Consider the following 13,129-nt stretch of genomic DNA (forward strand, 5'->3'; position numbering starts at 1 on the left):
TAAACCTGTCTGCCGGTCGGGTCAAGCCACTACAGTTCCGAGCGTGCAGCCGACTTCCCCCGCGGGCAACAGCGATGTGCGCAGGCACAACACGGCCGTGGTCCTCGCCGCGGTGACCGGGCGCCCCGGCCTGTCCCGCGCCGAGGTGGCCGCGGTGACCGGACTGGCCAAGGCGACGGTGTCCAGCCTGGTCGACCGGCTGGTCGCGGCCGGGCTCGTCGCCGAGACCGGCCCCCAGGCGGTGGTCGGCCGCGGCAGGCGCGGCACCGGCCTGGTCCCCTCCGCGCGCGGCCCGCACGGCCTCGGCGTGGAGATCGGCGTGGACTACGTCGCCACCTGCCTGATCGACCCGACCGGCGGCGAGCACGCCCACCGCGTGCTCGCCGGGGACAACCGGGGCCGCCCGAGCGCGGAGGTGCTGGCCTCGGTGGCCCGCGCGGTGCGCACGGCGAAGGCCGACGCGGGCAAACGCGGGGCAGGCGTCGGGGGGCTCGCCGTGGCGGTGCCGGGGCTGGTCGACCGGGCCACCGGCGTGGTCCGCGCCGCCCCCAACCTCGGCTGGTCCGATGTGGACGTCGCGGGCTCGCTGGCGGCCGACCTGCCGGTGCTGGTGGACAACGAGGCGAACTTCGCCGCCGTCGGCGAGCTGGCCGCGGGCACCCCGGAGGGCGTGCGCGACTTCGTGCTGGTCTCCGCCGAGATCGGCGTCGGCGCCGGGGTCGTGCTCGACGGCGTGGTACGCCGGGGCGTGCACGGGTTCAGCGGCGAGATCGGGCACCTGTGCGTGGACGCGGGCGGCCCGGTGTGCTCGTGCGGGGCGCGCGGCTGCCTGGAGCGCATGGCCGGGCCCGCCGCCGTCCTGGCCGACGCCGGGGTCTCCGCCGCCGCCCCCCTCGACGACGCGATCGGCGAACTGGTCCGGCGCCTGGGCGACGGTGACGCGAAGGCCCTGGCCGCGGTGCGCCACGCCGGGACGCTGCTCGGCCTGGCGCTGGCGGGCGTGGTGAACCTGCTGGACGTGCCCGCGGTGGTCCTGGGCGGCGGCTACGCCCGGCTGCACCCCTGGCTGGCCGACCCCGTCCGCGCGGAACTGGACCGCAGGGTGGTCGGGGCGCGCTGGTCGCCGACCCGGGTGCTGGTCTCGGCGCTGGGTCCGCGCGCGGCCGTCCACGGCGCGGGCCAGGCCGCCCTGCGGGAGATCCTGTCCGATCCGGACACTTACATGCGGCGGGTCGGGCCCGCTTGACCATCCCGCTGTCGCCGGGCTGTCCGCAGCGGGCCGGCTAGAACCGGGCAGCCAGAACCGGGCAGCCAGAACAGGGCCGGCCAGAACAGGGCAGCTAGAACCGGGCCCGCCCGCCCAGGAAATCCGTCAGCAGCCGGTCCACCGGCACCGGGCCGCCGGGCCCCTCCACCGCCAGCGGCACCGGGAAGACCCGCCACCCGGTCACGCGCGCGGTCACGCTCTGGAAACCCCCGCCCCGCCGCGAGGCGGGCGGCAGGGCGGCCTCGTTCGCCTTCCCCACCGGCTCGTACACCGGGTGCACGGCCGCGCCCTGGATGGAGATGGCCAGCGACGCGTCGATGACCCAGCCGCGCAGTTCCCCGGGCAGTTCCACGAGTTCGTAGCGCACGCTGTGACCGCTGTGCAGGGTGTGCCGCTGCCCGCGCGGGAGTTTCTCGGCGTGCTCGACCGGCAGCGGGTGCGGCAGGACCGACGCGGCGTAGGCGGCGACCGGGAATTCCCGCACCGCGCGGTCGACCCGCTCGACCCGCTCGTGGTCGGCCACCTCGGCTTCCCGTCGCTGCAGGTCAAATCGGGCGAGCAGGTGGGCGTGGCGCGCCCCCACCTCAAGTGGCGCGTCCGCACCCATCGACATGGTCCACATTGTACTTCGCCGCTCGGTGAGGTGACATCGGGTGGCACGGGCGCACAAGGCCGACCGTGCTCGCGGAAGGCTGTGGGCGTCACGCCGGTCCTGTTCGGACTGCGGCTGCGCGGGGTCGGCCAAGACGGCGTGTGCGCACCCTCACCGCTGCCTCGAACCGGCCTCGCAGGTCATCAGCATCCCACACCGGAGCGATCTTTCCCAGTGGGAAAATTTACCCCAACCACGTGTTCGAATCGCTACAGTGGGTGGTGGAACGCTTATTGACGAATGGGGACGTCAATGACCGGGGCCACCACGCGAGAGCACGCCGAACCGGCGTTTCGGCGCCCGCTGCCCGCCAGGTTCTTCGAGCGGGACAGCCCGTTCGACCCGCCCGCCGCGCTGCGGGAACACGCCGAGCGCGGCCCGGCTGAGTCGATGGCCGCGGTCGGCGAAGCGGTGGACCAATGCCCCTCGGGAGCCATCACCGTGACCGAGGACTGATCTACGATCCGTTGCGTGGAAACCGGGCGAGGTCTGCGCGAGCGGAAGAAGGCGGCGACCAGGCAGGCGCTGCACGAGGCCGCCGTCGCGCTGACGCTGGCGCACGGCCTCGACCGGGTCACGGTCGAGGCCATCGCCGACGCCGCCATGGTCTCCCGCCGCACGTTCTCCAACTACTTCGGCGGCAAGGAGCAGGCCCTGCTCCACGACGACCGCCAGCGCATGGCGCGCCTGGTCGCCCTGGTCCGCGACCGCCCGCGGGCCGACTCGGCCTGGCAGGCCCTCAGCGCCGCCGCCCTGGACCTGTGCGCCGACCTCGGCGGGCCGGAGCGGATGGCGAAGATGCGGGTGGTCCGGCGCCACCCGTCCCTGCTGGCCGAGCAGATCGCGTTGTTCACCTCACTGGAGCACGACCTGGCGGGCGCGGTGGCGGCGCGCCTGCGCGACCCGGCCCCGCCGCGCCCCCAGCTCATGGCGAGCGCCTTCCTCTGCGCCCTGCGCGTGGCCACCCACGAGTGGGAGGACCACCCCGGCGCCGCGCCCCTGGCCAGCCAGGTCACCACCGCCCTGGCCACCATGGCCGAGGCGTTCGAATGACCCTCTACTGAGGACTACTCGAAGCGCGAGGCGTCGCCCGCGCCGTACCGGAGGATGACCGGGTCGTCGCCGGAGAAGTCCACGACGGTGCTCGGCTCGGTGCCGCACTCCCCGGAGTCCACCACGGCGTCGAGGACGTGGTCGAGGTGCTCCTTGATGTCCCAGCCCAGCGTCATCGGCTCGGCCTGGTCGGGCAGCAGCAGGGTGCTCGACAGCAGCGGCTCGCCGAGTTCGGCCAGCAGCGCCTGGGCCACCGGGTGCTGCGGGATGCGGGCGCCGACCGTGCGCTTCTTCGGGTGCAGCAGCCGGCGGGGGACCTCCCTGGTCGCCGGGAGGATGAAGGTGTAGGTGCCCGGCGTCGCGGCCTTGATGGACCGGAAGACCGTGTTGCCCACGTGCGCGAACTGGCCGAGCTGGGAGAAGTCCCGGCACATCAGCGTGAAGTGGTGGCGGTCGTCGAGCTTGCGGATCTCCCGGATGCGGTCGATGCCGTCCTTGTTGCCGAGCACGCAGCCCAGCGCGTAGCAGGAGTCCGTCGGGTAGGCGATGAGACCGTCGGAGCGCAGGAGGTCGACCACCTGGCCGATGGACCGCCGCTGGGGGTTCTCCGGGTGCACATCGAAGTACTTCGCCATGCCCGGATCTTACGGACCTTGGTCCAACCGTGCGCCTTGCGGACAAGATCGTGCATTGAGACCCACGCACCGCTACCCAAAGTCGATCAGTTGGGCGAAACGGGTGGAGTATCAACATCCTATCCGGCGACTACTCGTCCGAGTGGCCCGGTGCTAGCTTCAAGTCGTCGGCCAGGCCAGGCCGGAACCTCCGGGTTGGCCTCCCCGGACCCCTCCTAGTCCCGCTGCTCGCGCACTCCGCGTTCCTGTCCACCGCCGTGGTGGGCACGCGGTGTCCGTCTCGTGCGCGCAGTCGCCCCCCGAACCAAGAATTGGCGGAGCCCTGTGACCGATACGGTGATCCCACCCCAGGTCGACCCGAACCCCCAGAGCCTCAGCACGCAGGCGGCGCGGAACCTGGCCACCACGACCAAGTCCGTCCCGCAGATGCAGGAGATCACCTCCCGCTGGCTGCTGCGGGTGCTCCCGTGGGTCCAGGTGCGCGGTGGCACCTACCGGGTCAACCAGCGCCGCACGTTCCTCGTCGGCGACGGGCGCATCACCGTCGACGGCAGCGGGGCCCAGGCCAGGGTGCTGCCCGGTGATCTGCGGGAACTGGCCTGCCTGCGCGAGTTCGACGACGACGAGGCGCTCATCGCCCTCGCCGGGCTGTTCACCGCGGAGGAGGTCTCCGCCGGGGAGACGATCGTCGAGTGGGGGCACGCCGAGGACCGCTTCGTCGTGGTGGCCCACGGCCGCGTCGAGCAGCGCGCCATCGGGGAGTACGGCGACGAGTCGGTGATCGGCGTGCTGGCCAACGGTGACCACTTCGACCAGTGGGGCCTGCTGGAGGAGCGCATCTGGGACTTCACCGCCGTCGCCACCACCTCCTGCACGCTGCTCTCCCTGTCCAAGACGGAGTTCCAGGAGTTCACCGAGCGCAGCCCGGGCCTGCGCGCCCACATCGCCGGGTTCCTCGACAACGGCGGCCGCCGCGACGCCGACGCCGCGCCGATCAACCTCTCGGCGGGGCACGAGGGCGAGGTGGAGCTGCCCGGCACCTATGTCGAGTACGAGCTGCACCCGCGCGAGTACGAGCTGAGCGTCGCGCAGACCGTCCTCAAGGTGCACTCCCGCGTGGCCGACCTCTACAACGAGCCGATGAACCAGGTCGAGCAGCAGCTGCGCCTGACCATCGAGGCGCTGCGGGAGCGCCAGGAGGACGAGATGGTGAACAACCACGACTTCGGCCTGCTGCACAACACCGACAACAGCCAGCGCATCCACGCCAAGGACGGCGCGCCCACCCCCGACGACATGGACGAGCTGCTGTCCAAGGTGTGGAAGAACCCGTCGGTGCTGCTCGCCCACCCGCGCACGATCGCCGCGTTCGGCCGCGAGTGCAGCAAGCGCGGCATCTACCCCGACAACATCGACCTCGGCGGGCACCGGGTGCCGTCGTGGCGGGGCGTCCCCCTGCTGCCGTGCAGCAAGATCCCCATCTCCGCCAGGCGCATGACCTCGGTGATCCTCATGCGCACCGGCGAGGAGAACCAGGGCGTCGTGGGGCTCACCCAGACCAACCTGCCCGACGAGTTCGAGCCGGGCCTGTCCGTGCGCTTCATGGGCATCGACGAGAAGGCGCTCATCTCCTACCTCGTCACCGCGTACTACTCCGCCGCCGTCCTGGTTCCGGACGCGATCGCGGTGCTCGACGACGTCCAGATCGGACTGTAGACCCGCCGTCCCCTCGCGATTGGAACCCTTCCGGTGACCGAACTGCTCGACCCCGAGACCGCGACACCACAGAGCCTGAGCACCGCCGCGGCGCGGAACCTGGCCACCACCACCAAGTCCGTCCCGCAGATGCAGGAGATCAGCCCGCGCTGGCTGCTGCGGATGCTGCCCTGGGTGAACCTGCCCGGCGGCACCTACCGGGTCAACCGCAGGCTCGTCTACGCCTTGGGCGACGGGCTGATCAGCGTCTCCGTCAACGCGGGCGAGATCCGGGTCGTGCCACCGGAGCTGTGCGAGTTGTCGCTGCTGCGCGGGTATCCCGACCAGGGCGTGCTCGGCGGCATCGCCGACGGCTTCCAGCGGCGCGACTTCACCGCGGGCGAGGTCCTGGCCGCCGAGGGCGCCCCGGCCGAGGGCCTGGTGCTCATCGCGCACGGCAAGGTCACCAAGTCCACCGCGGGCGCCTACGGCGAGACCAGCGCCGTGGCCCGGCTGGCGAGCGGGGAGTTCTTCGGCACGCACGCCCTGGTCCAGGCCGACGCCACCTGGGACCACACCTACACCGCGAACACCAGCGGGATCATGCTGGTGCTGCCCCGGTCGGCGTTCAGCACGGTCCTGGACCGCTCGCCGACGCTGGCCGCGCACGTCGCGGGTGTGCGGGACCTGGCCGACGCGCCGAGCAACAAGTGGGGTGAGAAGGAGATCCCGCTGGCGTCCGGGCACGACGGCGAGGTCCCGCTGCCGGGCGCGTACGTCGACTACGAACTGTGCCCCCGGGAGTACGGCCTCAGCGTCGCCCAGACGGTCCTGAAGGTGCACACCCGCGTGGCCGACCTCTACAACGAGCCCATGGACCAGGTCGAGCAGCAGCTGCGCCTGACCATCGAGGCGCTGCGGGAACGTCAAGAAGATGAACTGTTCAACAATCCTACTTTTGGACTTCTGCACAACGCCGACCTGAAGTACCGCCTGCACACCCGCGAGGGCGCGCCCAGCCCGGACGACCTCGACGACCTGCTGTCCCGGCGCAGGCGCACCGACGTCCTGCTCGCCCACCCGAAGGCCATCGCCGCCTTCGGCCGCGAGTGCACCCGGCGCGGCCTCTACCCGCCCACCACGCTCGTCGGCGACCGCGTCGTGCACTCGTGGCGGGGCGTGCCGCTGCTGCCCTCGGACAAGATCCCGGTGTCCGCGACGAACACCACCTCGATCGTGGCGATGCGGCTCGGCGAGGACAGCCAGGGCGTCATCGGCCTGCACCGCACCGGCCTGCCCGACGAGTACCGGCCCGGCCTGTCGGTGCGCTTCACCGGCATCGATCACCGCGCGATCCTGTCCTACCTGGTCAGCGCGTACTACTCGGTGGCCGTCCTGGTCCCCGACGCACTCGGTGTCCTCGACGACGTGCAAATCGGACTGTGAGCGGAGACCCGGCGATGTCCCTCGACGTGAGCCCCAGTGCCCGAGACGTGCTCTCCCACAGCCGCGCCGTGTTCGACCCGGCCCTGCGCGCGGCCGTGGACAGCCTGCCCGGCACGTTGCGCCACATCGCCGGGTACCACTTCGGCTGGTGGGACGCCGCGGGCGCGCCCGCGGACGCCGACCACGGCAAGGCCATCAGGCCGACGCTGGTCCTCTGCGCCGCCACCGCCGTCGGCGGCGCCCCCGCCGATGCGGTCCCCGCCGCCGTCGCGGTGGAACTGGTCCACAACTTCACCCTCCTGCACGACGACGTCATGGACCGCGACCAGACCCGCCGCCACCGCGCCACCGCGTGGCACGTCTTCGGCACCGGCCAGGCGATCCTGGCGGGCGACGCCCTGCTGACCCTGGCCTACGAGGTCCTCGCCGAGGGCGCCCACCCGGCCTTCCGCCCGGCCGCCACCGCCCTGTCCCGCGCGGTGCTGGCGGTGCAGGACGGCCAGGCCGCGGACCTGTCGTTCGAGACCCGCACCGACGTCACCCTCCCGGAGTGCGTGCGGATGGCCGAGCTGAAGACCGCCGCCCTCCTGGGCTGCGCGACGAGCCTGGGCGCCCTCTACGGCGGCGCGTCCCCGGAGCAGACCGACCACCTCCGCGCGTTCGGTGAGCACATCGGCCTGGCGTTCCAACTGGTCGACGACCTGCTGGGCATCTGGGGAGACCCGGCCGTGACCGGGAAGTCCGCCCACTCGGACCTGGTGAGCAGGAAGAAGTCCCTGCCGGTGGTCGCGGCCCTGACCACCGAGTCCCCGGCGAGCCGGGAGCTCAGGACCCTGTACCTCTCCTCGGAGGAGCCCCTCTCCCCCGCGACCGCCGCCCGAGCCGCCGCCCTGATCGCGGAGGCGGGCGCCCAGGGCTGGTGCCGCACGACGATCGACGACCTGGTGGCCCAGTCCATGGAGTCCCTGCGGCTGGCCGCGGCCCAGCCGCAGCAGGCGGCCGAACTGACCGCGCTCGCCAACCTCATCAGCAGGCGCGACCACTGACACCCCCGGCAACGCCCCGCGGCACCGACGCCACCGCCTGTGGTGGGATCAAGCCGTCACACAGTCTTGCTCCGGGGGCGACCAGATGGATTCAGTGCTGCTAGGACTGCTGACCCTGCCCATGTACGTCCTCATCTACTGGCCGCTGGTGGTGGCCGCCCGCCGGGTCCTGGGCGTCCGGGTGGGCATCCTGCGGGCCCTGGTGGGCGCCGCCCTGGGCTGGTCCATCGCCACCGGCATCATCACCGTCCTCCCGGTGGAGCACTGGGAGCAGCGCCCCGCCGCCATGATCGGCCTGCTCATCCCCTTGGCGGGCACCGCGTTCCTCGCCACCCTCGTCTTCCTGTTCGTCGCCGAGATGGCCGTGCCCAGCGGGACCGGCCTGGGGGTCATCGGCAGGCTGCGCGCCATCAGGCGCGGCTTCGCCAGGACCCGCCGCTACTCCCAGATCTCGCGCATCACCATGCGCCACGGCCTGGCCCCCTACCTCTACGGCCGCAGGGACCGCCGCGAGGGCATCCACCGCGAGGCCGCCCTGGCCAGGAGCCTGCGCCGCGCGATGGAGGACGCCGGGGTCACCTTCGTCAAGCTGGGCCAGGTCCTCTCCACCCGCCCCGACCTCCTCCCGCCCACCTTCATCACCGAGCTCAGCAGGCTCCAGACCCAGGTGGCGCCGCTGCCGGTGGCCGAGATCGAGCAGGTCCTGACCGACGAGCTCGGCGCCCCGCCGCGGGAGGTGTTCGCCGAGTTCGACCCGGAGCCGGTCGCCGCGGCGTCGGTGGCCCAGGTCCACAGCGCACGACTCAAGGACGGCACCGAGGTGGTCGTCAAGGTGCAGCGACCGGGCATCCGCGACATCGTCGAACGCGACCTCGACATCATGCACCGCGTCGCCGCCGCCATGGACGTGCGCGCCGAGTGGGCCCGCGCCCTCGGTGTCACCGACCTCGCCGCCGGTTTCGCCGAGGCGCTGGTCGAGGAGCTGGACTTCCGCGTCGAGGCCCGCAACATCTCCGCCGTCCGGGCGGCGACCGCCGACCAGACCGTCACCCTCCCGGTCGTGCACGAGGACCTCTGCACCGACCGGGTGCTCGTCATGAGCCGCATGGTCGGCTCGCCCCTCGGCGACGGGACCGCGGCCCTGCCCGACGACGACCGCGCCCGGCTGGCCCGCTCGCTGCTGGAGACCGTGCTGCGCCAGATCACCCTGCACGGGGTCTTCCACGCCGACCCGCACCCCGGCAACGTGCTGCTGCTGGAGGGACCCGCGCTCGGCCTGCTCGACTTCGGCTCCGTCGGCCGTCTCGACGCCGGGCTGCGCGCGGGTATCCAGGCGCTGCTGGTGGCGCTGGACCGGGGTGACCCGGCGGCGCTGCGCGACGGGCTGCTGCAGATCGTCGACCGCCCGGAGCAGATCGATGAGAACCGGCTGGAGCGCGCGCTCGGCGCCTTGGTGGCCAAGCACTTCAGCCACGACAAGGCCCCGGACACCCAGATGTTCACCGAGATGTTCCGGGTGATCACCGACTTCCGGCTGTCGGTGCCGCCGCCGGTCGCGGCGGTCTTCCGGTCGATGGCGACGCTGGAGGGGACGCTGACGCTGCTGGCGCCCGGGTTCAACCTCGTCGTCGCGGCGCGGGCGTTCGCCACCGGGCAGATCACCGAGGGGCTCAAGCCGGAGACCTTGCGCCAGACCCTGACCCACGAGGCCATGTCGCTGCTGCCGGTGCTGCGCCGCCTGCCCCGCCGCCTCGACCGCGTCGGCGGGGCGCTGGAGGAGGGCAGGCTCTCGGTCGGGGTGCGGCTGTTCGCCGACGAGCGCGACCGGGCCGTGGTCACCGGGCTGGTGCACGAGCTTCTGCTGGCCTTCCTCGGCGCGGGCGCGGGCGTCATCGCGGCCATCCTGCTGGCCACCGACAGCGGGCCGACGGTGATCCCCGGCCTGACGCTGAACCAGCTGATCGGCTACAACCTGCTGGTGATCAGCGCCCTGGTGGGCCTGCGGCTGCTGTACGTCGTCTTCCGCGCGCAATCGCGGCGCTCTCCCTAGGGGAGGGTTCCGGGAGATCCCCTGATGCGCCCGGCGGCGCGAGCGCGCCACTGTGGGCGGCGTGATCAAGGGGACTTCTCCGCGATGGCGCCAGGCCACCGTCTGGGTGCACGTCATCGCGTCGGTGGGCTGGATGTCGCAGGCGTTCGCGCTGATGACGCTGTCGGTCGTCGCGGCGTCCACTGAGGACCAAGCGGTGCGGGTCGGTGCGACGTCCATGGCGCGGACGCTCGATCACCTGCTGCTGGCGCCGATGGCCAACGCCGCGGCGTTCACCGGGTTGGTGCTGTCGGCGGCCACGGCGTGGGGGTACTTCCGGCACTGGTGGGTGCTGACCAAGTTCGCGCTGACGATCGTCCAGCTCTGGGCGGGCATCTTCGTGCTGTCCTCGGCCCTCAACGAGGCCGCCGTGGCCGCGGCGGCGGGCCGGGAGCTGCCCGCGCCGACCCTGCAGATCCTCGGCGCGGGCCTGATGGGCTGCGCGCTGGCCTTCCAGGCGTGGCTGTCGGTGGCCAAGCCGGGCACGAAGACACCGTGGGCCGCGAAACCGAAACCCGCGACCGCGCCGACCTGGGTGTTCGTGGCAGGCACCCTGGTCCCGCTCGCCGACATCGCGGTGGCCGTGGCGGTCGGCGGTCCGATGCCGCTGCTGTCCCTGGTCTTCCTGGCGGTCATCCTCGGCACCCGGCCACGTCGGCCGGCCGCGGTTTGCGTCAGGGCTTGACCGCTTTGCGCAGGGTGTGGCGGCACATGTCCAGCGCCTGGTGGCGGGAGACCGAGGTGTCCTGGGTGTACTGCCAGGCCGAGTACAGCATCGACCAGAGCACGCTCTGCACCCACAGCGGCGAGAGGCGGGGATCGATGGAGCCGTCCTGGTGGCCCCGCTCGACGAGGTCCAGCAGCGCCTGGTCGGCCGAGCCGCAGGTCTCCCACTCGCCTGCCGCGTACTGCTGGGGGTCGTTGAACACCAGCATCAGCGTCTGGCCGAGGTCGAAGTACTCCTGGCAGAGCCGGTCGAGCGCCTCGGCGGCCGGGCCGTCGACCACCCTGGCGCGCTCGGTGGCCATGGTGACCTGGTCCCAGGCCGAGCGGCTCAGCGCGGCGATGAGGTCGGCGCGCTCGGGGAAGTAGCGGTGGACCGTCGTGCGGCCCACGCCCGCGGCGGAGGCGATGTCGGCCAGCGAGGCCGCCGGGTCGGCGGTGAGCACCGAGACCGCGGCGTCCAGGATCGCCCGGCGGGTGCGTGCCTTGGTGCCGGACTCGGACACGATGCGCACGTCGGTCATCACATCAGCGTAAGTCATCCTGCTCCGGAACGGAATTTCAGTTGACCGAGATGGAACATCAATGTTCCAATGGTAGGCATGAGCGTTCCGAACTCCGACACCGCTGTGCTCCGGTACCCCCGGCTGCGCGTGCTCTGGTCCTTCGCCCGGCCGCACCGCGGCAAGCTGGCCCTCGGCCTGGCGCTCGCGCTGCTGGGCTCCGGCGCGGGCCTGGCCACGCCGCTGGCCACCAAGTGGGTGCTGGACTCCCTGGGCGCCTCGGCCTCGCTGTCCGGTCCGATCGTGCTGATGCTCTCGCTGCTGGTGCTGGGCAGCGTGATGTGGCTGTGGCAGTGGATTCTGCTGGGCACGCTGGGCGAGCGGGTCGTGCTGGCCGCGCGCGAGGCGATGGTGCGGCGGTTCTTCCGCGCGACCGTCCCCGCGGTGACCGGGCGGCAGGCGGGCGAGCTGGTCACCCGGGTCACCTCCGACACGGTGCTGCTGCGCGAGGCGGCGACGTCGAGCGTGATCGGCCTGATCAACGGGGCGGTGATGCTGGTCGGCACCCTGACGCTGATGGCGGTGCTGGACCTGGTGCTGCTGGCCACCACGGTGGCCGCCGTCGTGGTCATCGCCATCCTGTTCGGCGTGCTGATGCCCGCCATCGCGGTGGCCAAGGAGAAGGCGCAGGCCCACATCGGGGCGCTGGGCGGGGGGCTGGAGGGCGCGCTGCGGGCCGTGCGGACGGTGAAGGCGTCGCGGGCGGAGGAGCGCCAGTCCCTGCGGATCATCGCCGACGCCCAGGAGGCCGCCCGCCACAGCATCCGCGCGGTGCGGCGGGAAGCGCTGGCGTGGAGCACGGCGTGGACCGGCATCCAGCTGGCCATCATCCTGATCCTGGGCATCGGCGCCTGGCGGGTGTCCGACGGGGAGCTGGCGGTCTCGACGCTGATCGCGTTCCTGCTGTACGCCTTCGGCCTGATGGACCCGATCACGACGCTGAGCCAGAACGTCACGGCCCTGCAGAGCGGCATCGCCGCCGCGGCCCGCATCCGCGAGGTCGAGGCCCTGCCGATCGAGGACGACGGCGGGGCGGTGTCGGGGGCTTCGCGTGGCGGCTCGGGCCCGGTCCTGGAGCTGCGCGGCGTCACCGCGGCGTACGGCCCGGACAGCGAGCCCGCCGTGCGGGGCGTCGATCTCGTCGTGCCGAGGGTCGGGCACACGGCGATCGTGGGCCCCTCCGGCGCGGGCAAGACCACGTTGTTCTCGTTGATCCTGCGGTTCCTGGAGCCGCAGGAGGGCAGCCTGCTGGTCGACGGCACGCCGTACCGGGAGCTGACCCACGCCGACATCCGCGCGCGGCTGGCGTACGTCGAGCAGGAGACCCCGGTCGTCCCGGGCACGATCCGCGACAACCTGCTGTTCTCCCACCCCGACGCCACCGAGGCCGAACTGCGGCACGTCCTGCGCGCGGTCCGCCTCGACACCCTGGCCGACGGCCTGGAGCAGGGCCTGGACACCCCCCTGTCGGCCACGTCGGTCTCCGGCGGCCAGCGCCAGCGCATCGCCATGGCCCGCGCCGTCCTCTACGACCCCGACGTGCTGCTGCTGGACGAGGCCACCGCCCAGGTGGACGGCCTCACCGAAGCCGCCCTGCACGACGTGATCCGCGAACGCGCGGCCAAGTCCGCCGTGGTGACGATCGCCCACCGCCTGTCCACCGTGGTCGACGCCGACACCATCCTGGTGATGGAAGCGGGCCACATCCGCGCCCGAGGCACCCACGCGGCCCTACTGGCCACCGACGCCCTGTACCGCGACCTGGTGGAGTCATTACGCATCCCCGAGTCCGAGGCCGCCCTCTCGTCCTGAGCCATCACCCGACGAAACGCCAGGCCAGGCAACAACATCACTGTGACGCGGCCGGCTCGATCACCACTGGCCTCCTGTCGGGCCCCAAGGACCGGTGTGGCCACCCCGACCCGACCTGTGCGGCAAAGCCTGGTAGCCGACGTGAACC

Annotated in this window: 12 protein-coding genes; 9 read left to right on the forward strand and 3 right to left on the reverse strand. The window is 72.4% G+C overall.

All coding sequences use genetic code 11. The features are described from left to right. The first annotated feature begins 43 nt into the window (after positions 1–43). Entirely contained in the window at positions 44–1,246 is a 1,203-nt protein-coding gene (locus ACTG9Q_RS26415; RefSeq protein WP_455575609.1) for an ROK family protein, read from the forward strand. A gap of 94 nt (positions 1,247–1,340) precedes the next feature. On the opposite strand, the gene ACTG9Q_RS26420 is transcribed toward ACTG9Q_RS26415, so the two are convergent. Then, complete coding sequence (locus ACTG9Q_RS26420) at positions 1,341–1,880, reverse strand: hypothetical protein (protein ID WP_455575610.1); 540 nt, start codon at positions 1,878–1,880, stop codon at positions 1,341–1,343. 291 nt (positions 1,881–2,171) lie between these two features. On the opposite strand from ACTG9Q_RS26420, the gene ACTG9Q_RS26425 reads away from it, so the two are divergent. Both ACTG9Q_RS26425 and ACTG9Q_RS26430 read left to right on the forward strand, forming a co-directional pair. Further along, entirely contained in the window at positions 2,172–2,375 is a 204-nt protein-coding gene (locus ACTG9Q_RS26425) for a hypothetical protein (RefSeq protein ID WP_455575611.1), read from the forward strand. A gap of 15 nt (positions 2,376–2,390) precedes the next feature. Continuing rightward, complete coding sequence (locus ACTG9Q_RS26430) at positions 2,391–2,972, forward strand: TetR/AcrR family transcriptional regulator (RefSeq protein ID WP_455575612.1); 582 nt, start codon at positions 2,391–2,393, stop codon at positions 2,970–2,972. Positions 2,973–2,986: 14 nt separating this feature from the next. Here ACTG9Q_RS26430 and ACTG9Q_RS26435 read toward each other — a convergent pair whose 3' ends face one another. Beyond that, positions 2,987–3,607 carry an L-threonylcarbamoyladenylate synthase gene (locus ACTG9Q_RS26435; protein WP_455575613.1) on the reverse strand — a complete coding sequence of 207 codons (621 nt, stop codon included), beginning with the start codon at positions 3,605–3,607 and terminating at the stop codon, positions 2,987–2,989. A gap of 324 nt (positions 3,608–3,931) precedes the next feature. On the opposite strand from ACTG9Q_RS26435, the gene ACTG9Q_RS26440 reads away from it, so the two are divergent. The 5 genes from ACTG9Q_RS26440 to ACTG9Q_RS26460 all read left to right on the forward strand — a co-directional run bounded on the left by ACTG9Q_RS26440 (position 3,932) and on the right by ACTG9Q_RS26460 (position 10,568). Further along, positions 3,932–5,323, forward strand: coding sequence for a family 2B encapsulin nanocompartment shell protein (locus ACTG9Q_RS26440; RefSeq protein WP_455575614.1), 1,392 nt, complete (start codon positions 3,932–3,934; stop codon positions 5,321–5,323). Positions 5,324–5,356: 33 nt separating this feature from the next. After that, on the forward strand, positions 5,357–6,748 hold the full coding sequence (locus tag ACTG9Q_RS26445) for a family 2B encapsulin nanocompartment shell protein (RefSeq protein ID WP_455575615.1): 1,392 nt from the start codon (positions 5,357–5,359) through the stop codon (positions 6,746–6,748). A 14-nt stretch (positions 6,749–6,762) separates the two neighbouring features. Continuing rightward, a complete protein-coding gene (locus ACTG9Q_RS26450; RefSeq protein WP_455575616.1) occupies positions 6,763–7,794 on the forward strand; it encodes a family 2 encapsulin nanocompartment cargo protein polyprenyl transferase in 1,032 nt (343 codons plus the stop codon). 85 nt (positions 7,795–7,879) lie between these two features. Further along, a complete protein-coding gene (locus ACTG9Q_RS26455) occupies positions 7,880–9,844 on the forward strand; it encodes an ABC1 kinase family protein (protein WP_455575617.1) in 1,965 nt (654 codons plus the stop codon). 61 nt (positions 9,845–9,905) lie between these two features. Then, positions 9,906–10,568: a hypothetical protein gene (locus ACTG9Q_RS26460; protein ID WP_455575618.1), complete on the forward strand. Its 663-nt coding sequence runs from the start codon at positions 9,906–9,908 to the stop codon at positions 10,566–10,568. Here ACTG9Q_RS26460 and ACTG9Q_RS26465 read toward each other — a convergent pair. Further along, on the reverse strand, positions 10,558–11,130 hold the full coding sequence (locus ACTG9Q_RS26465) for a TetR/AcrR family transcriptional regulator (RefSeq protein WP_455575619.1): 573 nt from the start codon (positions 11,128–11,130) through the stop codon (positions 10,558–10,560). The two genes, ACTG9Q_RS26460 and ACTG9Q_RS26465, sit on opposite strands and share 11 nt — an antisense overlap. Before the next feature lie 78 nt (positions 11,131–11,208). On the opposite strand from ACTG9Q_RS26465, the gene ACTG9Q_RS26470 reads away from it, so the two are divergent. Continuing rightward, the gene (locus ACTG9Q_RS26470; protein ID WP_455575620.1) at positions 11,209–12,981 is read left to right on the forward strand and encodes an ABC transporter ATP-binding protein; all 1,773 of its coding nucleotides are present in this window, start codon (positions 11,209–11,211) and stop codon (positions 12,979–12,981) included. The last annotated feature ends 148 nt before the right edge of the window (positions 12,982–13,129 follow it).

The organism is Actinokineospora lacus (assembly GCF_053813445.1).